General features: G+C 73.4%; 20 protein-coding genes. 10 read left to right on the forward strand and 10 right to left on the reverse strand.

The window, feature by feature from the left end; translation table 11 throughout:
* Nucleotides 1–20: 20 nt before the first annotated feature.
* The gene (locus ACIBCA_RS17480; RefSeq protein ID WP_396283757.1) at nt 21–1,880 is read right to left on the reverse strand and encodes a hypothetical protein; all 1,860 of its coding nucleotides are present in this window, start codon (nt 1,878–1,880) and stop codon (nt 21–23) included.
* Between the two features lie 303 nt (nt 1,881–2,183).
* Between ACIBCA_RS17480 and ACIBCA_RS17485 the strand changes: the two genes are divergently transcribed.
* The 6 genes from ACIBCA_RS17485 (at nt 2,184) to ACIBCA_RS17510 (ending at nt 6,953) form a co-directional block, all read left to right on the forward strand.
* Nucleotides 2,184–3,152, forward strand: a complete 969-nt coding sequence (locus ACIBCA_RS17485; protein ID WP_396283758.1) for an AraC family transcriptional regulator — start codon at nt 2,184–2,186, stop codon at nt 3,150–3,152.
* 82 nt (nt 3,153–3,234) lie between these two features.
* Complete coding sequence (locus ACIBCA_RS17490; protein ID WP_396283759.1) at nt 3,235–3,876, forward strand: DUF4328 domain-containing protein; 642 nt, start codon at nt 3,235–3,237, stop codon at nt 3,874–3,876.
* A gap of 356 nt (nt 3,877–4,232) precedes the next feature.
* On the forward strand, nt 4,233–4,907 hold the full coding sequence (locus tag ACIBCA_RS17495) for a DUF1062 domain-containing protein (protein ID WP_396283760.1): 675 nt from the start codon (nt 4,233–4,235) through the stop codon (nt 4,905–4,907).
* A 286-nt stretch (nt 4,908–5,193) separates the two neighbouring features.
* Nucleotides 5,194–5,709, forward strand: coding sequence for an RICIN domain-containing protein (locus tag ACIBCA_RS17500; protein WP_396283761.1), 516 nt, complete (start codon nt 5,194–5,196; stop codon nt 5,707–5,709).
* Nucleotides 5,670–6,254: a GNAT family N-acetyltransferase gene (locus tag ACIBCA_RS17505; protein WP_396283762.1), complete on the forward strand. Its 585-nt coding sequence runs from the start codon at nt 5,670–5,672 to the stop codon at nt 6,252–6,254. The genes ACIBCA_RS17500 and ACIBCA_RS17505 overlap by 40 nt, the downstream gene beginning before the upstream one ends.
* Nucleotides 6,255–6,377: 123 nt before the next feature.
* The gene (locus ACIBCA_RS17510; protein ID WP_396283763.1) at nt 6,378–6,953 is read left to right on the forward strand and encodes a hypothetical protein; all 576 of its coding nucleotides are present in this window, start codon (nt 6,378–6,380) and stop codon (nt 6,951–6,953) included.
* Between the two features lie 17 nt (nt 6,954–6,970).
* On the opposite strand, the gene ACIBCA_RS17515 is transcribed toward ACIBCA_RS17510, so the two are convergent.
* Nucleotides 6,971–7,603 carry a helix-turn-helix domain-containing protein gene (locus ACIBCA_RS17515; RefSeq protein WP_396283764.1) on the reverse strand — a complete coding sequence of 211 codons (633 nt, stop codon included), beginning with the start codon at nt 7,601–7,603 and terminating at the stop codon, nt 6,971–6,973.
* Between the two features lie 124 nt (nt 7,604–7,727).
* Here ACIBCA_RS17515 and ACIBCA_RS17520 point away from each other — a divergent pair, with 124 nt between their 5' ends.
* Nucleotides 7,728–9,170, forward strand: coding sequence for an aminopeptidase P family protein (locus ACIBCA_RS17520; protein ID WP_396283765.1), 1,443 nt, complete (start codon nt 7,728–7,730; stop codon nt 9,168–9,170).
* Here the strand turns inward: ACIBCA_RS17520 and ACIBCA_RS17525 are convergent.
* From ACIBCA_RS17525 to paaK, 3 genes are all read right to left on the reverse strand, one after another.
* Nucleotides 9,167–9,604: a GNAT family N-acetyltransferase gene (locus ACIBCA_RS17525; RefSeq protein WP_396283766.1), complete on the reverse strand. Its 438-nt coding sequence runs from the start codon at nt 9,602–9,604 to the stop codon at nt 9,167–9,169. The genes ACIBCA_RS17520 and ACIBCA_RS17525 overlap by 4 nt on opposite strands.
* 121 nt (nt 9,605–9,725) lie before the next feature.
* Nucleotides 9,726–10,388, reverse strand: a complete 663-nt coding sequence (locus ACIBCA_RS17530; protein ID WP_396283767.1) for a class I SAM-dependent methyltransferase — start codon at nt 10,386–10,388, stop codon at nt 9,726–9,728.
* Between the two features lie 172 nt (nt 10,389–10,560).
* A complete protein-coding gene (gene paaK / locus ACIBCA_RS17535) occupies nt 10,561–11,871 on the reverse strand; it encodes a phenylacetate--CoA ligase PaaK (protein ID WP_396283768.1) in 1,311 nt (436 codons plus the stop codon).
* 276 nt (nt 11,872–12,147) lie between these two features.
* Between paaK and ACIBCA_RS17540 the strand changes: the two genes are divergently transcribed.
* Together ACIBCA_RS17540 and ACIBCA_RS17545 are read left to right on the forward strand one after the other, a co-directional pair.
* Complete coding sequence (locus ACIBCA_RS17540) at nt 12,148–13,749, forward strand: hypothetical protein (protein WP_396283769.1); 1,602 nt, start codon at nt 12,148–12,150, stop codon at nt 13,747–13,749.
* Nucleotides 13,750–14,096: 347 nt separating this feature from the next.
* Nucleotides 14,097–15,263 (forward strand): ROK family protein, encoded by a 1,167-nt coding sequence (locus ACIBCA_RS17545; protein WP_396283770.1) that lies wholly within the window; start codon nt 14,097–14,099, stop codon nt 15,261–15,263.
* A gap of 115 nt (nt 15,264–15,378) precedes the next feature.
* Here ACIBCA_RS17545 and ACIBCA_RS17550 read toward each other — a convergent pair whose 3' ends face one another.
* Nucleotides 15,379–16,152, reverse strand: coding sequence for a GntR family transcriptional regulator (locus ACIBCA_RS17550; RefSeq protein ID WP_396283771.1), 774 nt, complete (start codon nt 16,150–16,152; stop codon nt 15,379–15,381).
* Between the two features lie 297 nt (nt 16,153–16,449).
* Here ACIBCA_RS17550 and ACIBCA_RS17555 point away from each other — a divergent pair, with 297 nt between their 5' ends.
* The gene (locus ACIBCA_RS17555) at nt 16,450–17,250 is read left to right on the forward strand and encodes an exodeoxyribonuclease III (protein WP_396283772.1); all 801 of its coding nucleotides are present in this window, start codon (nt 16,450–16,452) and stop codon (nt 17,248–17,250) included.
* A 63-nt stretch (nt 17,251–17,313) separates the two neighbouring features.
* Here ACIBCA_RS17555 and ACIBCA_RS17560 read toward each other — a convergent pair whose 3' ends face one another.
* The 4 genes from ACIBCA_RS17560 to ACIBCA_RS17575 are packed head-to-tail and all read right to left on the reverse strand — an operon-like array spanning nt 17,314 to nt 22,979.
* On the reverse strand, nt 17,314–19,632 hold the full coding sequence (locus tag ACIBCA_RS17560) for an arylsulfatase (protein ID WP_396283773.1): 2,319 nt from the start codon (nt 19,630–19,632) through the stop codon (nt 17,314–17,316).
* Nucleotides 19,629–21,206 (reverse strand): ABC transporter ATP-binding protein, encoded by a 1,578-nt coding sequence (locus ACIBCA_RS17565; RefSeq protein ID WP_396283774.1) that lies wholly within the window; start codon nt 21,204–21,206, stop codon nt 19,629–19,631. Before ACIBCA_RS17565 ends, ACIBCA_RS17560 begins: the two co-directional genes overlap by 4 nt.
* The gene (locus tag ACIBCA_RS17570) at nt 21,203–22,030 is read right to left on the reverse strand and encodes an ABC transporter permease (RefSeq protein WP_396283775.1); all 828 of its coding nucleotides are present in this window, start codon (nt 22,028–22,030) and stop codon (nt 21,203–21,205) included. Before ACIBCA_RS17570 ends, ACIBCA_RS17565 begins: the two co-directional genes overlap by 4 nt.
* Nucleotides 22,031–22,034: 4 nt before the next feature.
* Nucleotides 22,035–22,979 (reverse strand): ABC transporter permease, encoded by a 945-nt coding sequence (locus ACIBCA_RS17575; protein ID WP_396283776.1) that lies wholly within the window; start codon nt 22,977–22,979, stop codon nt 22,035–22,037.
* Nucleotides 22,980–22,983 lie beyond the last annotated feature (4 nt).

Genomic DNA, 22,983 nt, shown 5'->3' on the forward strand with positions numbered 1-22,983 from the left:
GACTCGCCGGGGCTGCGGGATCAGCCCGTCGGCGGGCGGCCGCACACGATGTCGCGGTCCCTCCAGGCGTTGCCGCACCAGAGCTTCTTGTCGTCCGGCCCGGTGCCGTACTGGGTCAGCCCCCGGTTGGGCGGACTGCAGGCCGCCTTGCCCTTGAGCGGCGAGTACTGCGGGCACTCCCCGTTGTCCAGTGCCAGCAGGTGCGCGCGCAGCGCGTCCAGGCCCATGTCCTCGACTCCGGGGTTCGTGGACGGCATGAACCGGTTGGCGGACCAGGAGCCGCCCATGGCCCCGAACAGGGCGATCGCGCACACCAGTCCGGCCGCCAGCTGGGCCGTCGCCCGCGGTGCGATGATCCGCGCGGTCCGCTCCGGGGCCACCTCGCCCAGGACGCCCCGCAGCCAGCCGAATCCGCGTTCGTAGGCGAGCATCGCGCCGAGGACGGCCAGGACGATCAGGCAGTAGAAGATGATCCAGGTCGTGCGCGGGTACAGCTGGACGGCCTGGTTCTCCTCCATGTGGGAGGCGAACCAGAAGCGCAGCAGCCAGGCGCCCGCGAGGACGAAGCCGGCGGTCCGTACCGCGATGTGGCGCAGGCCGAGGCCCACCGCGACGCCCGCGCCCAGGAGCAGCAGCACCCCGAAGCCCGTCTGGCCGGCCAGTTCCCCGGACTCCGGCCAGTTGTGGTAGTCCTGCAGGCCGGAGCGGTCGGAGGCCCAGCCCATGACGTAGGCCGGGTCGATGTAGGTGTTGATGTAGGCGTAGCGGTCCGTGGTCGTGGCGCCGAGGCGCACCAGCTGGTAGAGCAGCGGCGAGCCGATCACCCCGGCGGTGACGAGCACCGTCCCGGCGAAGAGCGCGGCACGCTTGAGGACGGCCCCGCCCCGGCGCCACGGGAAGAGCAGCAGGGCCAGGACGAAGGCGCCGGGCGCCGCCCAGATGAACCAGCCCGAGTACCAGAGGAACACCACGCCGAACGCGGCGCCGAAGCCGAGCCCGCGCCGCACCGCCGAGCGGGCCGGGAGTTCGCCGGAGCGGCGGAGTTCCCGGAAGCAGGCGGCCAGCAGGGGCAGCAGCACCAGCATGGCGCCGTGGCTGTAGGGGCGGATCGGGTCGAGGAAGACGATCGACGTCGGCACGGCGACGGCCATCGCCCAGAACGGGCGCAGCAGGAGCCGCCAGGCGGCGTACGTCATGGGCCCGACCAGGGCGCTGAGCAGGAGTTGCAGGTCCTTGAGCGCGTGGCCCACGCCGACGCTGCCGTGGTGGAAGAGCTTGGCCCAGACGGCGAGCAGGGCGGGGAACAGCGGCGGGTAGACGCCCGGCAGGCCCTTGCCGCGCATCATGTCGATGGCCATGCCGAGAAGGTTGCCCGGGTCGCCCTCCTGTCCGCCCAGGCCCCACGGGGTGCCGTTCAGGGCCACGGCGATGCCGCCGGCCACGACGCCGGTGCCCAGGCCCGCGACGGCGGCGCAGACCAGCCGCTGGGCGGTGCGGTAGTGGCGCAGCTGGCCCCGGTAGGCGAGCAGGAGCAGCACGGCGAGGAGGGGGATGCCGAGGACCGCGGCGTACTGCTGGACCTTGGCGAGGCCGCTCACCTGGCCGATCCGGATGATCGGGTTGACGCTGATCTGCGTGCACAGGAGCATGAATCCGACGCCGACCCCGGCGCTGACCGCGATCTCGGCCAGCGGCGGGACGTAGCGATTCCGCGCCCAGCGGGCGAACCGGCCACGGGGCCCGCCGGACGCCGGGCCTCCCGACGAGGGGTCGGTGGTCGCCGGGTCGCCGGAGGACGGGTCGGCGGACGACGGCACGGGCCGCGCGTCGGGCGACGCCTCGACAAGGCCGCCGGCTGCGTACGGGGCCGTATCTGTCATGTCAATTCGCTTTCGTGGAACGGCGCGGGTCGTTACAGGATGACGGCAGGAAGGCCGCGGTGAACGGCCCGGGAATGCCGTCGGCCGGGGGTGCGACGGATACGCGCTCATCTATCTCCCCCGAACGAGCGTTGTTCTGACGATGTGTTGACGGAGGAGCGAGTCCGCCGGCCCATCTGATAAGACGTCCAGCCCCGGCCGAGGTTGCAGGTGGATCGGCTTCGACCCTATCCGGCCGGGTACCGTGCTCCCGCACCCGCTGCGCCCGGCAGCGGACCGGGAGGCGGGCAGGGGCGAGGCGCCATGGCGACGGTGCTCTTCAGCGGCGGCGACGTACGGGACCTGCACGACGCGGTGGCCGCGGAGTTCGCGCCGCACAAACTGCGGGTGCACCGCGGCGACGGCGCCGGCGGGCGGCTCGTACGGCACTGGCGCGGCGAGGTGTCGGTGTACGAGCTCGGCTGGGGCGCGGACGTGGACGTGGTGCCGGGCGAGCTGCCCGACCTGTACAGCCTCCAGGTGCCGCTGACGGGCACGGGCCTGGTCACGGTCGACGGCCACCCGCTCTCCACCCGGCTGAGCATCGCCGGGCCGGGCCAGCACCTCGCCATGTCCTACGGCCGGGGCTGCGTGAACCACGTGCTGCTGATCTCCCGCCAGGTGGTGGACGAGGCGGTGACGGCGCGCCGGGGCGAGCCCAGCGACGCGGCCGTGCGCTTCGACCCGTCGCTGGACCAGGACGGCGACGCGATGGCCGCCTGGCTGGAGCTCGCCCGCGCGTACGTGCGCGCGACGGGCAGCGGGCTGTTCACCCGTTCACCGCTGGCCGGGCGGCACCACGAGCGGCTGCTCGTCCACGGCCTGCTCGACCTCCAGCCGCACGACCTGGTGCGCGCCTCCGCCCTGGGCGCCGCCCCGGCCGCGGCGCCCGCCGCCGTACGCCGGGCCGTCGCCTTCTGCGCCGAGCACGCCCACGAGCCGATCATGGTCGCGGACATCGCCCGCGCGGCCCGGGTCGGCGTGCCGAGCCTGCGCCAGGGGTTCCGCACCCACCTGGACACCACGCCCATGGCCTACCTGCGCCGGCTGCGCCTGGACCGGGTCCACCACGACCTGCTCGCGGCCGCCCGCGGCGGCACCGAGGAGACCGTCACCCAGATCGCGCTGCGCTGGGGCTTCACCCACCTGGGCCGCTTCTCCCAGGAGTACCGCCGCGCCTACGGCCGCCTGCCCTCCCAGGTGCGCAGCGGCGCCTCGGGGGCATCAGGGTAACTCGGGGGCATCGGGGGCATCGGGGTAAAGTGCTGCCGATCTTGCGCGTGGCCGGCACCGCAGGCGTTGCGTGGGGGATCCCTTGAGTACCGATTTCCGTCCTGGGGCACCGCGCCCGCATGTCCTGCCCTACAGCGGCCGGGCGGCCGATCCCCGGCCCCTGGCGATCGCCGCGCAGATCCTCGTCGGCCTGCAGAGCGCCCTGCAGATCGTGCTGGGCTTCGCGGGCGGCACCCGGTCGGACACCTTCCGGACGCTCACGCCGCTCTCGGTCCCGCTGTTCATCGCGACCGTGGCCGTGTTCCTCTCCTGGTTCCGGCTCTGCCGCCGCAACGCCGAGGTCTTCGCCCCCGGCACGCAGCGCCACTCCCAGGGCTTCGCCGTCGGCGCCTGGTTCATCCCGCTGATCATGTGGTGGATGCCGCGTCGGATCGCCCTGGACATCTGGCGCGCCGGCGGCCCGGCCGCGGGCACCGAGCGCGGTTCCGGCGGCACCTGGCTGGTCGAGGCGTGGTGGGTCGCGTGGCTCGCCAAGACCATCGGCCCCAGCGCCGCCCTGTACTTCCTCGGCAACGGCTTCGACCCGTACTCCCCCTTCGGCCAGATCACCTCGGCCGTCGCCGGCGTGCTGGCGATCCTGTTCATCCACCGGCTCACCGCCCGCCAGCACGCCAGGGCCACCGAGCCTCTGGCCGCCGCCCCCTTCCCCTCCCCCTTCGCCTGAGCACTGCCCTTCAGCGCAGGAAGTCGGCCGGGCCGACTTCCTGCGCCGCCGCGTCCGCTCAGCCCTCCAGCCCGGCTTCGGCTTCGGCATGTTCAACACCGTGCAGCGGATCGGCGCCGCGTGCCGGGAGCACGGGGAAACTCGGTTGCCGCGGATCGCCGTCTCGATCATGATCGCCCACATGGACATTTGATGACTGCCACGTAGTACGTACCTGTCGCGCGATCGACCTCGGAGCCTGACGACCCGGCTCCGGGGCGATGGGTCGCGCCCCTCGTGAGCATCCGTCGGAGAGCGGGAGCCGCCGCGTGAGTTCGGCATGCCCTCCTGCTGAGTCCTGAAAGCACCCAACACACATGAATACCGACCGCAAGGCCCTGTGGGCCGTGCGTCAGTCCGCCCTGCCCACCGCCATCCGGTCCTGCCCGGACTGTCCCGGCAAGCGGCACCGCGCCTCGGGGAACATCCGCGTCAATGCGAGCGGCAAGCTGCTCGACGTCTGGCTGCTGCTGAGCTGCGCGTCGTGCGACCGGACCTCGAAGGTGCCCGTCCACGAACGCGTCCACGTCTCGACGCTGGAGCCGGCCCGACTGGTGGCGTACGAGATCAACAGCCCAGCGGTGGTGGGGGAGTTGATGACGAGCGCGTCGCTCGCGGCGAAGAACCGCTACCGCCTCGACTGGACCGGGACGTGGGAGCTGGAGACCCTGATGCCGCTGTACGCGCTCGACGACCCGAACCCGCTCTCGGTGCAGGTGCGCTTCGAGCTGCCCGCGCCGGTCCGGGTGGAGCGGCTGCTCCAGCTCGGCCTCGGCCTGAGCCGGGCCGAGGTGCGCCGCCTGGTCGCGAACGGGCGGATCCGCCTGCCGTTCGCTCCGGACGTCAAGGCGCACCAGGACTTCCAACTCGCCATCCACGGACCCGGTTCCGTCGATGCGGCCGAGCACGCGAAGTCCCTCGATGCGCCCATCGCCGAACGCACCGACCTGGCCGGATCGGGCTGTCGCCTGCTGTCCCTGGCAGTGACTTAGGCCCTCTCTTTCGGATCTTGTCGGATGAGCGGGCGTCGTTGGGGTGCGTGCATCGGCGGTGCCGAGGAGGGAGCCAATGCGGAGCATTGGCGACTGACGAGAAGCCGTCGAGGTGCGTGCCCCGGCGGCGACCGCCCGGCAAGATCCGAAAGAGAGGGCCTAGCCACAGCCCGTAGACGGATCGTCAACGCCGGCGTCGATCGTACGTCCACGCCCGTCCCGCAGAGTCCTCCTCAGCGCCGCGCAGGACACCGGCGGCACACACCTGAGAGAGGACGGGACGATCATGAGGAACCTCGTACGCAAGCGCCACGTGCTGGGCGCGCTGGCGGCGGCCGCGATCGCGATCACCGCGATGCCGGGCACGGCGAGCGCCAACACCACCGGCATGATCAGCGTGGGCGGCACGAACAAGTGCCTGGACGTGCAGTCGAGCAACTCCGCCAACGGCACCCCGGTGCAGATCTGGGACTGCAACGCCTCGGGCGCCCAGAACTGGTCGGGCACCGACCAGGCGGACGGGATGGGCATGACCCTCTCCGCGCTCAACAAGTGTCTGGACGTCAGCGGCGGCGGCACCGCGGACGGCACCCGGGTCCAGCTGTGGGACTGCAACGGCAGCGGGGCCCAGCGCTGGGTGCGCTACGAGGGCAACGTCCTCATCAACCCGCAGTCCGGCAAGTGCCTGGACGTCCCCGGCGGCAACTTCTCGAACGGCAACCAGCTGCAGCTCTTCACCTGCAACTACACCGCCTCCCAGCAGTGGTACTTCTCGCCGCCGCGCATCCCGCACGCCGGCTGACACCCACCGAGCAGACGCGGCGGCGGCCCGGCACTCCCCCGTCCCGACCGCCACCGCGTCACCCGGGGCCCGACTTCGCCCACCCCGCAGGCCGGGGCGCGAAGCCGGGCTCCACCCATGTCCGCGCCCGTGACCGCGGCCGTGTCCGCGCCCATGTCCGGTGCCCGCGCGAGGTCTCGACGGCCTCCTGGCTCGGCGCGCGTCACCAGGGGCGGGGCATCGGCACGGAGATGCGCGCCGCGGTGCTGCGCCTGGCCTTCGACGGGCTGGGCGCCCGCGAGGCCCGGTCGGGAGCGCTCGGGGACAACGACTCCTCCTTCGCGGTCTCCCGCAAGCTCGGCTACCTGCCCGACGGCGTCGAGCGCCACACCGTCCGCGGCCGTCCGGTGACCAACCGCCGCCTGCGCCTGCCCCGCGACCGGTGGGAGGCACACCGCAGCCTCCCCGTCGCGGTCGACGGACTGCCGCCCTGCCTCCCGATGTTCGGCGCGCAGGTCGTCGGGGGCGACGGCGGAGAGGATCTCCGCGCGACCACCCGCGCCTGAGCCGCCTCCCCCGGTGGGGTGAGGCGGGCCGTTCCGGGGGCGGATGTCGGGGGGTGCCGGTACGCGGGAGGGTCGGGGTGTCAACCAACGCTTCAACCGGCGCTTCGCCCAGGGGAGTTCACGATGGCCTCGCACACCCTTCTCGTCCGTCTGCACGGCCGCCCGGCCGCGGGGGTGCCGCGCTGGGCGGTACGGGCCGCCTACGTCACCGCGCTCCTGGTGCTGCCCGCCGGGCTCTGGCGGATCCTGGCCGTGGACCTGCGGGTGCCGCTGATGGACGTGGGGCCGACCGATGCGGCGCCGGAGTGGTTCGGGTTCGAGTGGTGGTACGTCATCGGGCTCAGCGTCGTCAGCGAGTCGCTGGCCTTCCTGGCCATCGGCCTGGTCAGCGAGTGGGGCGAGGTGTGGCCGCGGTGGATCCCGTGGGCGGGCGGGCGCCGGGTGCCGGTCATGGCGGCCGTGATTCCGGCGGGGCTGGGCGCGGCGATGAACACCCTGCTGTGGTCGTACGGGATGACGATGATCAGCCTGGGCTACCGGGTCGACGGCTCGGCCGACCCCGGCCCCGCCGTGAGCCCGACCGGCTGGAAGGCGGTGGTGTTCTTCGGCGCGTACTGGCCGCTGGCCGCCTGGGGGCCGCTGCTGGCTGTCCTGACGGTGCACTACTACCGGCGCCGCACTCAGACGGTCGTTCGCTGAAGCGAACGATCTGACGCTCAGCCGAACCCCTCGCCGCCCGCCCCGCACCCGTCCCCCTCCGCCAGGTGCAGCCGCTGCCCGGCTCGGTGCTGGAGCAGCAGCACCGAGCGGACCGGCTCCCCGCCCAGCGCGGTGTACGCGTGCGGGAGCGCCGCGTCGAAGCCGACGTAGTCGCCGGGGCCGAGTTCGAACTCCCGCCCGTCCACCCGCACGCCGAGCAGACCGGCCTGGACGACGGTGTGCTCGGTGCCGCTGTGGCCGCCCGAGTCCTGCGGGGTGCCGGTGCGCACCAGCTGGTCGTAGACCTCGAACACCGCGTCCCCGCACTCGATCCGGCGCAGCGGCCGCAGGTCGACGCCCTGCCCGCTGAGCACCTGGGCCTGCGCCGCGCGCACCACGGTGACCTCGGCCGCCGGCCGGGCCTCGACGAGGTCGGAGATCGGCACGCCGAGCACCCGGGACAGGCAGAGCACCGTCTCCAGGGTGGGGTTGCCGGCGCCGGACTCCAGCTGGGAGAGCGTCGCCTTGCCGATGCCGGCGCGGCGGGACAGTTCGGAGAGGGAGAGGCCGTGCTGCGCCCGTACGCGTTTGAGGTTGGCGGCGAGGACGCCCTTGACCGAGCTCTCGGAGTCGTTGCTCTCGGAGTTCACGCTCGACCTCTTCTCTCCGGACACCGTTCGCTATACCGTACGGTGCGTCTGCACGCGGTCGCGGCAGGCAGGTCAGCGTAGCGAAACGCTTCGCGACACCACCGCCCTCGTCAGGAGCCACAGGATGACCGATCCCACCGCCACCCCGCCCATCAAGTACCGCAAGAACGGCCTCACCCGCGGCGTGACCGAGGAGCTGGCCGAGAGCATGAAGCACGGCTGGGCCGACACCGAGCGCCACGAGCTGGAGCCGATCCCCCAGGCCGCGCACACCGCCCGCCGCCGCGCCGAGCTGTCGGCCGCGTACCCGGGCGAGCTGCTGGTGGTGCCGGCGGGCAACCCGAAGGTGCGGGCCAACGACAGCGACTACGCGTTCCGCCCGTCCTCCGACTACGTCTACCTGACCGGCGACCTCTCCCAGGACGCCGTGCTCGTCCTGGAGCCCACGGACGGCGGCGGCCACCTCGCCGTCGCCTACCTGCGGGGCCGCTCCTCCGTGGACAACGGCGAGTTCTGGCTCGACAACCACGGCGAACTGTGGGACGGCCGGCGCAACAGCCTGACGGAGAACGAGCGCCTCCTGGGCCTGCCCTGCCGCGACGTGCGCACCCTCACCGCCGACCTGGCCGCCTCCACGGCCCCCGTCCGCGTGCTGCGCCGCCACGACGCGGGGGTGGAGAGCGCCCTGGAGGGCCGCACCAGCGCCGAGCGGGACGCGGAGTTCGAGGTCCACCTGTCCGGACTGCGCCTGGTCAAGGACGAGTTCGAGATCGCCGAGCTGCGCTTCGCCTGCGAGGCCACCGCCCGCGGCTTCGAGGACGTCGTACGCGTCCTGGGCACCGACAGCCCGACCCCCGAGCGCCTGATCGAGGGCACCTTCTTCGTCCGCGCCCGCCTGGAGGGCAACGACATCGGCTACGGCACCATCGCCGCCGCCGGCCCGCACGCCACCACCCTGCACTGGGTGCGCAACGACGGCCAGGCCCGCCCCGGGGACCTGCTGCTGCTCGACGCGGGCGTGGAGACCAACCGCCTCTACACCGCCGACGTCACCCGCACCATCCCGGTCAGCGGCCGCTTCGGCGAGCTGCAGCGCAAGGTCTACGACGCGGTGTTCGACGCCCAGGAGGCGGGCATCGCGGCCGTGCGGCCCGGCGCCGACTTCCGCGACTTCCACCACGCCGCCCAGCGCCGCCTCGCCGAACACCTCACCTCCTGGGGCCTGTTCGGCGACCTGAGCGCCGACAAGGTGTACGAGCTCGGCCTCCACCGCCGTTTCACCCTCGCCGGCACCGGCCACATGCTCGGCCTGGACGTCCACGACTGCGCGCACTCCCGCACGGAGGAGCACGTCGACGGGCCGCTCAAGGCGGGCATGGTCCTCACCGTCGAGCCGGGGATCTACTTCCAGGAGAACGACCTGACCGTCCCCGAGGAGTACCGGGGCATCGGCGTGCGCATCGAGGACGACATCCTCGTCACCGAGAACGGCAACGAGAACCTCTCCGCGGGCCTGCCCCGGCGCTCGGACGAGGTCGAGGCCTGGCTGGCCGACCTCCGGGCCTAAGCAGTCAACGGCTTGACCCAGCGGCTCCACCGGGCCTCCGGCCGGTAGCCGGCGGCCTTCCAGGTGCGGTGGCCCAGCTCGTTGTCGTCCAGCACCATCGCGTCGATCCGGCGGCCGCCGAGGGCGATGAAACGTTCCTCGGCGGCCGCGAGCAGCGCGGCGCCGACGCCCCGGCGGCGGCGGTCGGGGTCGACGGCGAGGCGGTAGAGGTGGCAGCGCCAGCCGTCCCAGCCGGCGATGACCGTCCCGATCGGGCGGCCCGGGTCGTCCGCCGGGGCAGCGACGATCAGACACTGCGGGTCGCGGGCGAGGAGCGCGGCCACGCCCGCCGCGTCGTCGGTGATGCTGGTGCCCTTGGCGGCGCGCGCCCAGAGGGCGAGCAGCGCGGGGATCTCGTCGGGGGTGGCGGGGCGCAGAACGAGCTCGGAGGTCATGGCGGCCTGTCTAGCAGGGTGCCCGCCCGGCCCGCCTCCGAATTCCGGGCGTTCCGGCGAGCGCTCAGCCCGGTCGAGGCGATCAGCCGAGGTGATCAGCCGAGGTGATCAGGTGAGGTGATCAGCCCAGCCGCCACACCGTGGTGGTCTTCACCTCGGTGTCCTCCAGGTCCGCGACCACCGGCACCTGGTACGCCGCGACGGCGGTGAACCGCTCGCGCGGCAGGTAGGCCCGCCCCGGGTCGCCGACGATGACGGTGGCGCCGCGCGCGACGGCCCGCTCCAGGAAAGGCAGGAAGCGGGCGGCCATGGCCCGTTCGTAGAAGACGTCCCCGGCGAGCACCACCTCGGCGGGAGCGCCGTCGCCGTCGACGAGGTCGACGAGCGACGCCTCCACCCGCACCCCGTTGGCCCGGGCGTTGAGCCCGATCGAGGCGACGGCGTAGGCGTCGATCTCGGCGGCGCTCACCTCCCGCGCCCCGCGCAGCGCGGCGGCGATCCCGACCAGGCCGGAGCCGGCGGCGATGTCCAACACCGCCCGCCCGTCGACGAGTTCGGGGTGGTCCAGCACGTACCGGGCGACGGCGACCCCGCCCGCCCAGGCGAACGCCCAGAACGGCGGCGCCAGTCCGGCCTCCCCGCGCTGCCGTTCGGTGGTCTCCCACAGGGCGATGGCGTCCTCGGCCATGTGCAGGCTGATCTCGGGGACGAACGGGACGGGTTTCAGCTCGGTCGCGCTCCGGATGAAGTCGAGGTCGGAGAGGGTTCGCAGCTCACTCGGCATGCCCGCAGCATAGGGCCCGTACGGCCGGCTCCCGCACACGCTGCGTGGCGGAGCGATCAACGGTCGAGGGTGGACGTCACCGCCGTCGGGCGTCTACATTGCTGTAGTCGCCGGAGGCGCACGAATCCCCCCGGACAGCCGTCCGCCTCCGGCGCCCCGCGCATGAACGGGCTCAACTCCGCTCGTCCACCACGCGTTTGATCTTCCCGACCGAACGCTCCAGCGTGTACGGCTCCACCACCTCCACCTCGACGGTGACGCCCACCCCGTCCTTGACCGCCCGGACGACCTCCGCCCCCGCCGCCTCCCGCACCGGCCCCGGCGCCTCCGGACGGGCCTCGACCCGCACCGTCAGGTGGTCCATCCGCCCGCGCCGGCTCAGCCGCAGCTGGAAGTGCGGCGCGACGCCGTCGGTGCGCAGCAGGATCTCCTCGATCTGGGTCGGGAAGAGGTTCACCCCGCGCAGGATGATCATGTCGTCGCTGCGCCCGGTCACCTTCTCCATCCGCCGGAACGCCGGGCGGGCGGTGCCGGGCAGCAGCCGGCTGAGGTCGCGGGTGCGGTAGCGGATGACGGGCAGGGCCTCCTTGGTGAGGGTGGTGAAGACCAGTTCGCCGCCCTCGCCCTCGGGCAGCACCTCGTCGGTGAAGGGGTCGACGACCTCGGGATAGAAGTGGTCCTCCCAGATGTGCAGGCCGTCCTTGGTCTCCACGCACTCCTGGGCGATGCCGGGGCCGACTACCTCGGAGAGGCCGTAGATGTCGACGGCGTGCAGGTCGAGCCGCTCCTCGATCTCGCGGCGCATCTCCTCCGTCCACGGCTCGGCGCCGAAGATGCCGACGCGCAGCGAGGTGCTGCGCGGGTCGACGCCCTGGCGCTCGAACTCGTCGAGCAGGGTGAGCAGGTAGGAGGGGGTGATCATGATGATCTCGGGCCGGAAGTCCTGGATCAGCTGCACCTGGCGGGCCGTCATGCCGCCGCTGGCGGGGATGACGGTGCAGCCGGCCCGCTCGGCGCCGTAGTGGGCGCCGAGGCCGCCGGTGAACAGGCCGTAGCCGTACGCGATGTGCGCCTTGTCGCCGGGCCGGCCTCCGGCGGCGCGGATCGAGCGGGCGACGACGTCGGCCCACATGGACAGGTCGGCGTCGGTGTAGCCGACGACGGTGGGGCGGCCGGTGGTGCCGCTGGAGGCGTGGATGCGGCGGACGTCGGCCATCGGGACGGCGAACATGCCGAAGGGGTAGCCCTCGCGCAGGTCGGCCTTGGTGGTGAAGGGGAAGCGGGCGAGGTCCTCGAGGGTGCGGCAGTCCTCGGGGTGGACGCCGGCGGCGTCGAACTTGCGGCGGTAGAGCCCGACGTTGTCGTACGCGTGGCGCAGGGTGGCCCGCAGCCGGGTGAGCTGGTGGGCGCGCAGCTCGTCCGGACCCAGGCGCTCGCCGGCGTCGAGCAGGGCGGGAGGCAGGGGCTCGCCGAGGCGTCGCATCGTCGCTCCTTCTCGTCGGCTGACCGAGAGCATCGCCGACCGATCGTTCGGTCAGAGTGGGCCGGAGCCAGGTAACCCAGCCCCCGGCCTGCCTGTCAAGACCTCCGGCCATCGTTCCGGAATGCGCAGTTCCGGCAACTTTGCGTCAAGTCCTCCCCTTGACCCGGTTGGCCGATATGAAAATCATTACGGAAATTTGACTCACGCGACCCCTCTCCCGCCCCGACCGCATGGTTCAGTGGTGCGGCTTCTCCCCCGCACCCCGGAGTTAACACCGTGTCCTCGACTTCTGCCCTGGTCAGCGCCCTGCGCGACCTCGGCGACCGGCCCGCCGTCGTCGCCGACGGCCGCGCGATCAGCGGCATCGGCCTGCTGCTCGGCGTCTCCCCGCCCGGCGGCCTGCCCAGGGCCCTCGCCGAACGGGTCGCCGCGCACGCCGCCCTCGCGCCCGCCGCCGCCCGCACCGCCGAGGCCCGGCTGCGCCACTGGGCCGGCGTCCTCGGCCCGCCGCCCATCCGGCACACCGTGCTGCACCCCACCACCGAGCTGACCGTCGAGCTCGGCCTCGCCACCCTCCTCGCCGGCGGCACCGTCCACTGCGGCGACCCCGACCAGCAGCCCGACGAGCAGCTCGCCGCCCTCGCCGCCACCGGCACCACCCACCTCAGCCTGCCCTCCCCGCTGCTGTGGCGGCTCAGCGGCCGCCCCGGCCTCTCCGGCCACGACCTGCGCGCGCTGCGGCTGATCCTGCACGTCGGCCCCGAACCCCGCCAGGACGACGTGTACGCCGCCGTCGACGCGCTCGGCGCCGTCCTCGCCCACGTCCGCGCCCCGCAGAGCGAGGACGAGAACGCCGACCACCGGCTGCGCGCCGACGCGGAGGCCGCCGAGGCCGCCGCCTGGAAGTACACCATCGGCCTCACCGCCGACCAGACCCGCGCCTTCGGCGACCACCTCGACCGGGCCGTCCTCGCCTCCCTGCTCCTGACCCTCCAGCAAGCCGGCGTCCTCACCGACCCCGCCTGCGGCCACCACGAGGCCGAGATCCTCGCCACCGCCCTCGTCACCCCCGCCGAACGCCCGCGGGTGCGCGGCTGGCTGGACGCCCTCGCCCGCCACGGCCTGATCACCCGCCAGGGCCCGCTCTACCACGGCGCCCCGGTCCTCACCGCCGCCGACGCCCGCGAAGCCTGGCGCCCCGCCACCGAGGCCTGGGCCGACGGCCTCGGCCCCGCCGCCGCCCTCGAACGCGTACGGCGCGGCGCCACCCGGCTGCCCCGCCTCGTCACCGGCGAGGAACCGCCCCGCCCGTACGCCGCCCCGCTGCGCTGGGCCGCCGCCCGCGGCTACCTCGGCGCGGTGCTCGGCGCCCTGGTGCGCAGCAGCGCCGAGGCCCACTCAGGCGCACACTCAGGCGCCCACTCGGGGGCCCCCTCAGGCGCACACTCAGGGGCCCACTCAGGCGCCCACGACGGGCCGCAGCCGCTGCGCGTCCTCGAACTCGACCGCGAGGGCGTCGAGACCACCGTCGCCCGCGCCCTGGCCTCCCGCCCCCGCCGCCACACCGAGCACCACCTCACCCCGGACGGCGGCCGCTACGACCTGGTCGTGGCCACCGCCACCGCCGGGCCCGAGGAGGAGGCGCCCGCGCTCGTGGACCTGCTCGCCCCCGGCGGACGGCTGCTGCTGCTCGCGCCCGTCGCCGAACAGCTCGACCTGCTCATCACCGGCGACCCGCGCGTGGCGGGCGTCGGCGATGAGCGGGCCTGGCGTACGGCGCTCGCGCGGGCGGGCTGCCCGCAGGTCCTCGGCCTGCCCGGGGACGGGCACCCGATGGCGCCGCTGGGGATGGGACTGTTCGTCGCCCGGGCGGGGTGAGGGCCGGGGGCCGTCGGTCATCGGCTGTCAGCGCAGGTCAGCGCCCTCGCCGAGGCCCCCGTACCCGAACCCCGTGGCCGCCCGGTGAAGCCCGGATCACACACTGCCACCCGATCCGTACCATTTCGATACCGAAGCCCGGATGAGCTGCGGGAATCCTCGCCGCGCGGGCCCGCCCCCGGGTAGGCTCCGGACAGTCCTCCGGCCCCCGCGCAGGCGGCCCCGCGCCGCCGTGCCGCGATCCGGTGGTGCACCCCCGCGGGCCGTCACGACTGGTGTCACGACTGGTCTCCGCGCACTCGACATCGCGCGCCAGGGCAGTCGCGCGAACGGCGAAGGGCAACGCCTTGGCGGATCGGCTCACCGGAGGAGACTCCTCACTTCTGCGGCGCATCAACGCGGCGGTCACGCTGCGGGCGCTGCGGACGGGCCAGGCGGTGACCCTCACCCAACTCGTCGGCGAGACCGGACTCTCCCGGCCCACCGTCGAAGGCGTCATCGAGGGCCTGGTCGAGACCGGCCTGGTCGCCGAGGTGGAGCAGCCGCGCGAGGACAGCCCGCCGGGCACCACCGGGCGCCGGGGACGCCCCGCCCGCTGGTTCCGCTTCCGCGCCGAGGCCGGGCACATCCTCGGCATCGAGATCGGCGTGCACGACATCCGCGTCATCCTCGCCGACCTCACGGGCGAGGTGGTGGGCAGTCACTTCAAGCCCGTCGACGAGACCCTGGAGGCCGAGGACCGCCTCGCCGCCGTCCGCACCGCCGTCGCCGAGGTGCTGCGGAAGGGCGCCATCTCCCGCGACAACCTGTGGGCCGTCGGCGTCGGCACCCCCGGAATCGTCGACCGCGAGGGCACCATCCGGCTCGGCACCGCCATGCCCGGCTGGACGGGCCTCGACCTCGGCACCCGGCTGCGGCGCTCCTTCCGCTGCCCCGTCCTCATCGAGAACGACGCCAACCTCGCCGCGATCGCCGAGCACTGGCAGGGCGCGGCCGTCGGCGCCGACGACGTCGTCTTCGTCATGGCCGGCCTCAGCCCCGGCGCCGGCTCCCTCATCAACGGCCGCCTGCACCGCGGCTACGGCGGCGCGGCGGGCGAGATCGGCGCCCTGCACCTGCTCGGCCAGGAGGTCACCCCCGAGCGGCTGCTCTCCACCACCGGCAAGCCCCTCAACCCGCTCGACGAGGCCGCGGTGGCCCGGGTGCTGCGCCTGGCCCGGGAGGGCGACGAGGTCTCCCAGGTCGCCATGAACCGCTTCCTCACCCGGCTCGTGCAGAGCGTCGCCGCGCTCGTCCTCGCCATCGACCCGCAGCTGGTCGTCATCGGCGGCTGGGCCGCCGGCCTCGACGGCGTCCTGGAGCCGCTGCGCGAACGCCTCGCCCAGTTCACCCTGCGCGCCCCCGAGGTGGCGCTCGCCGCGCTCGGCTCGGAGGTCGTCGCCATGGGCGCCCTGCGCGTCGCCCTCGACCACGTCGAGGACCAGCTCTTCGCGGTGGACCCGCCGCGGTTCTAGGTACTGAGAACGGTTCTCCAGGTACTGAGAACGGTTCTCCAGGTGCTGAGAACGGTCGAGGCCCGCACACCGACCGGGTGTGCGGGCCTCGACCTGAGGGTTTTCGGGAAATGGATCAGGAGGCGGTGCGGACGCCTTCCGCCGCACCGACCGGAGTGACCTCGACGAGGCCCGTCTCACCGAAGGTCAGCTTGCAGGTGTCCGCACGGTAGGTGGAGACGGCCAGCGCGACCAGGCGCCCGGCGGCGGCGTACTGGGTGGTCATGACCAGCACCGGCGAGCCCGGGGGACGCTCCAGCAGCGCCGCCTCCTCGGCCTCGGCCACGCCCAGCTCCACCGCGCGCGACTCGCCGTCGACCTCCAGGCGCTCCAGCTGGCGCAGCACCGAACGGGCCCGGTCGCTCTCGGCCCGGAAGCCCGGCAGGTGCGGCAGCGCGGCGGCCGGCACGTGCAGCGACTCGGTGGCCATCGCCCGGCCCTCGACCAGCCGGACCCGGCGCACGGTGTGGACGGTCGCGCCCTCGGCGACGCCCAGGCCCTTCGCCAGCTGCGCGGAGGCCGGGGAGGTGGTGCAGTCGACCGTACGCCAGGAGTGGCTGCGGACGGCGCCCGGCCAGCCCTCCTCCTGCCGGTTGACCGGCACGCCCACGCGCGGGGCGGCGATCAGCGTGCCGATCCCGCGGCGGCGCACCAGGCGGCCCTCCAGCTCCAGCTGGTCGAGGGCCTGGCGCAGCGTCGCCCGGGCCACGCCGAAGCGGGCGGACAGCTCGCGCTCGTTGGGCAGGACCTGGCCGATGGAGAACTCCGTGTCGATGGCCTTGAGAAGCACCGTGCGCAGGTGCCAGTACTTGGGCTCCGGCACCGCTGAGAGCTGTCCTGTCGTCCCCACCGTGTCCTCCACCTGTTTCCGGCCTGCCCTGCGACGAGGGCGGATCTCCGGCCCGCTGTCCGCTGTTGCGGCAGGTGGGAGAGCGGGCTTTTATCCGTCCTTCTTTATTAAAGGTCCTTGCAGTAAGCGACCCTAGGGGCTCTGTCCGGAGATGGTCAAGACCAATGACGACGCTCCGTGCCTCCGCGGTGCATCTTCATGCCACGTTCATGCCGGCGCCCCCCGTTCCGCTCCCGCTCCACCGCGACGCGACCGGGTCACGAGTCCCGCCGCAGGCCCAGCCGGTAGGCTGCCCGAGTGACCGTGGTGACGACAGTGAACGTGAACGGAATCCGTGCGGCGGCCAAGAAGGGCTTCGTCGAATGGCTCGCCGGCACCGAGGCGGACGTGATCTGCCTCCAGGAGGTGCGCTCCGAGCCCGAGCAGCTCCCCGTCGAGCTGCGCGACCTCGACGGCTGGCACGCCGTCTGGGCCCCCGCCGCCGCCAAGGGCCGCGCCGGGGTGGCCATCCTCTCCCGCCAGGAGCCCGAGCGCACCGTCATCGGCTTCGGCTCCGAGGAGTTCGACGACTCCGGCCGCTACATCGAGATCGACCTGCCCGGCCTGACCGTCGCCAGCCTCTACCTCCCCTCCGGCGAGGTCGGCACCGAACGCCAGGACGAGAAGGAACGCTTCATGGCGGAGTTCCTCACCCACCTCACCGCCCTGCGCACCCGCGCCGCCGCCGACGGCCGCGAGGTCGTCGTCTGCGGTGACTGGAACATCTGCCATCGCCCCGAAGACCTCAAGAACTGGAAGTCCAACCAGAAGGCCGCCGGCTTCCTCCCCGAGGAACGCGCCTGGCTCACCCGCGTCTACGACGAAGCCGGCTACGTCGACGTCGTCCGCGCCCTCCACCCCGACGCCACCGGCCCCTACTCCTGGTGGTCCTACCGCGGCCGCGCCTTCGACAACGACTCCGGCTGGCGCATCGACCTCCAGGTCGCCACCCCCGCCCTCGCCGCCAAGGCCACCGACGCCCGCGTCGAGCGCGCCGAGACCCACGCGGAGCGGTGGTCGGACCACGCGCCGGTCACGGTGGCGTACGCCCACGAGTAAGCCGACCGCGGCCGGCAGGCGGGGGCCTGCCGGCCGGCGGTGTCGGGCTCTCTCCCGGACCGGTCATTCGAACGCGGCGGCGGCCTCCCTCAGGGCCTGCGCCACGGTCTCCGGGTCGTAGGGGGCGGGCTCGCCGGGCAGGTAGGTCACCGAGCGGAGGTCCCCGCTGTAGCGGAAGCTGCGGTGGCGTTCGTAGAGGGGCCAGGAGACCGGCGACTTGCGGTCGACGCCGACGCTGATGCCCTGGAAGGGGGCCATGCCGATCAGCTGGTGGACCGGGCCCAGGCGTCCGGTCTCGCTGCCGTCGACGAGCAGCCGGAACTCCCACCTCAGGTCCGCCACGGCCGTCGCCTCGACGGTGACCGTCCGTGCCCCGACGGCCAGTTCGCCCCCGTCCGCCTCGTACAGCTCGCCGTACTCGTTGTAGGCGAAGCGCAGGCGTCCGTCCTCGACGTAGAGGCTGTAGCCACCGCCCTGGTCGCCGTGGGAGACGAGGACGCCCCGGTCGTGCGCGCGGTGGTCGGCGAGGTCGACGGCGATGTCGAAGGAGCGGAACGAGATCAGCCGGGAGGATCGGTAGCGTTCCAGTTCGGGGGTGCCGGCGAGCAGGGTGAGCGGGCGGCGCAGCCGTTCGTCCTCCGGGTGGCGCAGGGCGAGCGCGCCGGAACCGTCGGCGAGCGGGAAGACGCCGTTGCGCCAGGCGGCGTTCTCCCATGCCTCGGCCAGTTCCCTGACCACCTCGGGGTGGTCGGCGGAGACGTCGTCGATCTCGGTGGGGTCGGTCCGCAGGTCGTACAACGCCCATTCGGCGTCGTCGTACGGGGTGCCGGGGCGGTGCAGGGTGACCAGTTTCCAGCCGTCGCGGTAGTAGCTGCGGTTGCCCGTCATCTCGCAGTACTGCTCGGTGTGGGTGCTGTCGGCGTCCGCCGCCCGGAGCACGGGGGCGAAGCTGAGGCCGTCGGGTTCCTGGACGGGCCGTCCGCGGCGTTCGTCCGGGCGCCGGAGGCCGGCCAGGTCGAGCAGGGTGGGGAGGATGTCGGTGACGTACTGGTACTGCGTGCGGACACCGGTGTCGCCCTCGGCGCGCGGCAGGCCCGCGGGCCAGGAGAGGACGAAGGGGACGCGCACCCCGCCCGCGTAGGTCTGGCCCTTGTAGAGCCGGAACGGGGTGTTGGAGGCCATGCCCCAGCCGCGCGGGTAGTGGACCAGGCTCTGCGGGCCGCCGATCAGGTCGATCTCCCGTTGGACGTCCGGGTTCCAGTCGTCGGGGAGGTTCGGATGGTGGACGAAGCGGCTGAAGTAGCTGCGGGTGCCTTCGGCGCCGCCTTCGCCGGTGCCGCCGTTGTCGGAGGTGAACACGATGACGGTGTCGTCGAGTTCGCCGAGGGCGGCGAGGGTGTCGGTGAGCCGGCCGAGGTTCTGGTCGACGTTGTCGACCATCGCCGCGTAGACCTCCATGTAGCGGGCGTACAGCTTCTTCTGCACGTCCGTGAGTTCGTCCCACGGGCCGACGTCGTATCCCGCCTCCCGGTTGCGTTCGGGCAGCCGGGTGCCCTCGGGGAAGTGGCCGGCGGCGAGTTGGCGGGCGAACCTGGCGGCCCGCAGCTCGTCCCAGCCGCCGTCGTACCGGCCCCGGTGGCGCGCGAGGTCGTCGGGTTTGGCCTGGAGCGGCCCGTGGACGGCGTTGTGGGCGAGGTAGAGGAAGAAAGGCTTGTCGGCGTCGTGGGCGCGCAGTGACTTGACCATGGAGATGGCCTGGTCGGTGATGTCGTCGGTGTAGTAGTAGTCGTCGGGGAACTCGTCGATGTCCAGCGGGCTGTTGTCGCGGACGAGTTGGTGCGGGTGGAAGAGGCTGGTGAGCCCCTCCAGCACGCCGTAGTACTGGTCGAAGCCCTTCTGCAGCGGCCAGTTGGAGCGGTCGTCGGCGGCGTTGGAGGCGGAGTCGCGGGTGAGGTGCCACTTGCCGACCGCGTAGGTGGCGTAGCCGGCGTCGTGGAGCAGTTCGGCGAGGGTGGGGATGTCGCCGGCCACCTCCATGCCGTAGCCGGGGAAGCCGGGGTCGGCGTTGGCGACGAAGGAGTAGCCGACCCGGTGCGGGTTGAGGCCGGTGAGCAGGGCGGCACGGGCCGGGGAGCAGAGCGGCATGGTGTGGTAGTTGGCCAGCCGGACGCCGTTCGCGGCGAGGGAGTCGAGGGTGGGGGTGGGGATCTCGGAGCCGAACGGTCCGATGTCGCTGTAGCCCATGTCGTCGATCAGGACGACGACGATGTTGGGTGCGCCTCGGCGGGCACGGTTGCGCGCGGGCCAGGCGGGGGCGGACTCGCGGAAGGTGCGGCCGACGGTGCCGGGGAAGCCCTGGTAGGGGTCGCGGCGGGTGGTCATACGGTGCTCCGGGGGGTGAGGTGCGGGACGGCGGCCAGGAGGGCGGCCGTGTACGGGTGTCGGGGCTCGTTGACTACCCGGTCCGCCGGTCCGGTCTCGACGATCCGGCCCCGGTGCATGACCGCGATCCGGTGGCTGACCTGCCGGACCACGGCGAGGTCGTGGGCGATGAAGAGGATCGCCAGCCCGAGTTCGCGCTGGAGTCCGGTGAGCAGGTCGAGCACCTGGGCCTGGACGGAGACGTCGAGGGCGGAGACGGGTTCGTCGCAGATCAGGACGCTGGGCCGGGGTGCCAGTGCGCGGGCGATGCCGATGCGCTGGCGCTGGCCGCCGGAGAAGGCGCGCGGGTACCGGTCGGCGCTCGCCGGGTCCAGGCCGACCTGGCGGAGCAGTTCGGCGATCCGGGCGGTGCGCTGCGCGCGGTCGCCGAGGCCGTGGGCGATCAGCGGTTCGGCGAGGATCCGGGCGACGGTCATCCGGGGGTTGAGGGAGGAGTACGGGTCCTGGAACACCATCTGGATCTCACGCCGGGCCGGGCGGGAGCGGTCCAGGTCCTCGCCCCGGTAGCGGATGTCGCCCGCCGTGGGCGCGTGTGCCCGGACCAGGGCGCGGGCCAGGGTGGACTTCCCGGAGCCGGACTCGCCGACCAGGCCGAGGGTCTCGCCCGGGCGCAGCACGAGGTCGACGCCGTCCAGTGCGGTGACGGGCCGGCGGCGCGGGCCGTAGGTCTTGCGCAGGCCGCTGACGGTGAGCAGCGGGTCGTCGGCGGGGGTGGCGTGGGCGGCGGCCGCCGAGGGCTCGTCCAGGCGGGGGACGGCGGCCAGCAGCCTTTCGGTGTAGGGGTGCCGGGGGTTGGCGAGGACGTCGTCGGTGCGGCCGTGCTCGACCACCTTGCCCTGGTGCATGACGAGGATCCGCCGGCAGGTCCGGGCGATCACGCCGAGGTCGTGGCTGATCAGGACGAGGGCGGTGCCGCGTTCGCGGTTGATGTGTTCCAGCAGGTCGAGGATCTGCTGCTGGACGGTCGGGTCGAGCGCGGTGGTGGGTTCGTCGGCGACCAGGACGTCCGGGTCGCCGGCCAGGGCGAGGGCGATCATGATGCGCTGGCGCTGGCCGCCGGAGAACTGGTGCGGGTGGTCGCGCAGGCGTTTCGCGGCGTCGGGGATGCCGACCAGGTCGAGCAGTTCGACCGCTCGTGCGGCGCGCCGCGCGCGGGCGTCGGGGCGGTGGGCACGCAGGGCCTCGTCGAGCTGGCGGCCGACGGTGAGGACCGGGTTGAGCGAGGACATCGGGTCCTGGAAGATCATCGCGATCCGCCGGCCGCGCACCTCGCGCAGCGCGGGCTCCGCCAGGGCGGCGAGGTCCCGGCCGTCGAGCCGTACCGCGCCACCCGAGATCCGGCCGTCGGCGGGCAGCATGCGCAGCAGCGCGAGTGCGGTGGTCGACTTGCCGGATCCGGACTCCCCGACGATGCCCAGGCTGTCCCCGGGAGCGAGTTCGAACGCGGCCCCGGCGACGGCCTCGACCCCGGAGAACTCGACGTGCAGGTCATGGACTTCGAGGACGGCGTTCATCGGCGGATCCCCTCGTTCAGGGCCTCGGCGATCAGGGTGAGGCCGAGGACCAGGGCGGTGACGGCGACCAGCGGGGCGGCCGCGAAGGCGGGGTGGGTGGCGAGGTAGGCCATCGACTGGCTGAGGATTCCGCCGAGCGAGGGCTCCGGCGGGCGGACGCCGACGCCGAGGAAGCTCATCGCTCCCTCGATGAAGACGGCCAGCGAGAGCGCGACGGCGCTCTGCACGATCAGCGGGTCGACGGCGTTGGGGAGGACGTGCCGCACCAGCACGCGCAGCCGGGAGGCTCCGCCGACCCGGGCGGCGAGGGCGTACTCGCGCTCGCGCTGCACCAGGATGCCGGCGCGCAGCTGCCGCCCGAAACCGGGGATCTCGGCCAGGGCGATCACGATGGTCACCGGCCAGCGGCCGGGGCCGAGCACCGCCGTGACGGCGAGTGCGAGGATCAGTCCGGGGAAGGCCAGCAGCAGGTCGAACAGGCGTTGCACGGCGAGGTCGGCCCAGCGGGAGAGCCCGGACAGCAGGGCCAGCGCGCAGCCCAGCAGGGCGCCGACCGGCACTGCGGTGAGGCTGATCAGCAGGTCGGTGCGGGTCCCGTACAGCACCCGGCTGAAGAGGTCGCGTCCGAGGTCGTCGGTGCCGAAGGGGTGGTCGGCGCTCGGGCCCGCCAGCGCGAGCGTGCTCTGGGCGGTGGGGTCGGCCGCGGTCAGCAGGGGGGCGAGCAGTCCGGCCAGGACGACGGCGCCCACCAGCACCAGTCCGGTGGCGCCGCGCGGGCTGCGCAGGCCGGTCGGTCGCGGGCGGCGTACGGCAAGGGTGGTCATCGGGTCACTCCCACCTGATCCGGGGGTCCAACCAGGCGTACGCCAGGTCGGTGAGCAGTTGGACGGCGACGTACCCGGCGACGAGCAGCAGGAGCAGGTCCTGCACGACCGGGTAGTCGCGGCGCAGGACTCCCTGCTCGGCGAGCTGGCCGAGGCCGGGCCAGGCGAAGATCGCCTCCACCAGGACCGCTCCGCCGAGGAGTTGGCCGATCTGCAGGCCGAGGACGGTGACGGCGGCGGGAAGCGCGTTGGGCAGGGCGTGCAGCCAGACGATCCGGCGGCGGGGGACGCCGAGCGCGGTGGCGGTGCGGACGTAGTCCTCGGCGAGTGCGCGTTCCAGGCCGTCCTTGAGGTAGCGGGCCAGGACGGCGGCGCTGGGCAGGGCGAGGCAGAGGGCGGGCAGCAGCAGGTACTGGACACCGATGTCGGGCTGTTCGAGGATCGATTCGTGGCCGCCGGGCGGCAGCAGGCGCAGGGTGACCGCGAAGACGAGGACGAGCAGCACGCCGGTGACGAACGGCGGGACCGCGAGCACCGCCGTGGTCAGCGCGCGGACGGCGGCGGCGACCGGGCCGCGCCGGACGGTCGCGCCGAGAACGCCGAGCGGCAGGGCGAGGGCGATCACCAGCAGCAGGGCGCCGAGGGTGAGTTCGAGCGTGTTGCCGAGACCGTCGGCGATCAGGTCGGCGACCTGCCCGCCGATGGCGTAGCTCGCCCCGAGGTCGCCGGTGACCAGGTCGCCGAGCCAGTGCAGGTACTGGCCGAGCGGCGGCCGGTCGAGGCCGAGGTGGGCTCGTACGGCGGCGACGGTCTCGGGCCCGGCGTCCGGTCCGGCGAGGCTGGTCGCGGGGTCGCCGGGGATCAGCCGCAGGATCAGGAAGATGAGGAAGGAGGCGGCCAGCAGCACCAGCAGCCCGGAGGGCAGGCGTCTGAACAGGAAGGTGCGCATCGGA

Source organism: Kitasatospora sp. NPDC051170 (genome assembly GCF_044455705.1).
Taxonomy (GTDB): Bacteria; Actinomycetota; Actinomycetes; order Streptomycetales; family Streptomycetaceae; genus Kitasatospora.

What these genes read in the sequence shown, in the direction of transcription:
- ACIBCA_RS17480 (WP_396283757.1), bottom strand. Translation starts at nt 1,880, where the DNA reads ATGACAGATACGGCCCCGTACGCAGCCGGCGGCCTTGTCGAGGCGTCG.
- ACIBCA_RS17485 (WP_396283758.1), top strand. Translation starts at nt 2,184, where the DNA reads ATGGCGACGGTGCTCTTCAGCGGCGGCGACGTACGGGACCTGCACGAC.
- ACIBCA_RS17495 (WP_396283760.1), top strand. Translation starts at nt 4,233, where the DNA reads ATGAATACCGACCGCAAGGCCCTGTGGGCCGTGCGTCAGTCCGCCCTG.
- ACIBCA_RS17500 (WP_396283761.1), top strand. Translation starts at nt 5,194, where the DNA reads ATGAGGAACCTCGTACGCAAGCGCCACGTGCTGGGCGCGCTGGCGGCG.
- ACIBCA_RS17510 (WP_396283763.1), top strand. Translation starts at nt 6,378, where the DNA reads ATGGCCTCGCACACCCTTCTCGTCCGTCTGCACGGCCGCCCGGCCGCG.
- ACIBCA_RS17520 (WP_396283765.1), top strand. Translation starts at nt 7,728, where the DNA reads ATGACCGATCCCACCGCCACCCCGCCCATCAAGTACCGCAAGAACGGC.
- ACIBCA_RS17525 (WP_396283766.1), bottom strand. Translation starts at nt 9,604, where the DNA reads ATGACCTCCGAGCTCGTTCTGCGCCCCGCCACCCCCGACGAGATCCCC.
- ACIBCA_RS17530 (WP_396283767.1), bottom strand. Translation starts at nt 10,388, where the DNA reads ATGCCGAGTGAGCTGCGAACCCTCTCCGACCTCGACTTCATCCGGAGC.
- paaK (WP_396283768.1), bottom strand. Translation starts at nt 11,871, where the DNA reads ATGCGACGCCTCGGCGAGCCCCTGCCTCCCGCCCTGCTCGACGCCGGC.
- ACIBCA_RS17560 (WP_396283773.1), bottom strand. Translation starts at nt 19,632, where the DNA reads ATGACCACCCGCCGCGACCCCTACCAGGGCTTCCCCGGCACCGTCGGC.
- ACIBCA_RS17565 (WP_396283774.1), bottom strand. Translation starts at nt 21,206, where the DNA reads ATGAACGCCGTCCTCGAAGTCCATGACCTGCACGTCGAGTTCTCCGGG.
- ACIBCA_RS17570 (WP_396283775.1), bottom strand. Translation starts at nt 22,030, where the DNA reads ATGACCACCCTTGCCGTACGCCGCCCGCGACCGACCGGCCTGCGCAGC.
- ACIBCA_RS17575 (WP_396283776.1), bottom strand. Translation starts at nt 22,979, where the DNA reads ATGCGCACCTTCCTGTTCAGACGCCTGCCCTCCGGGCTGCTGGTGCTG.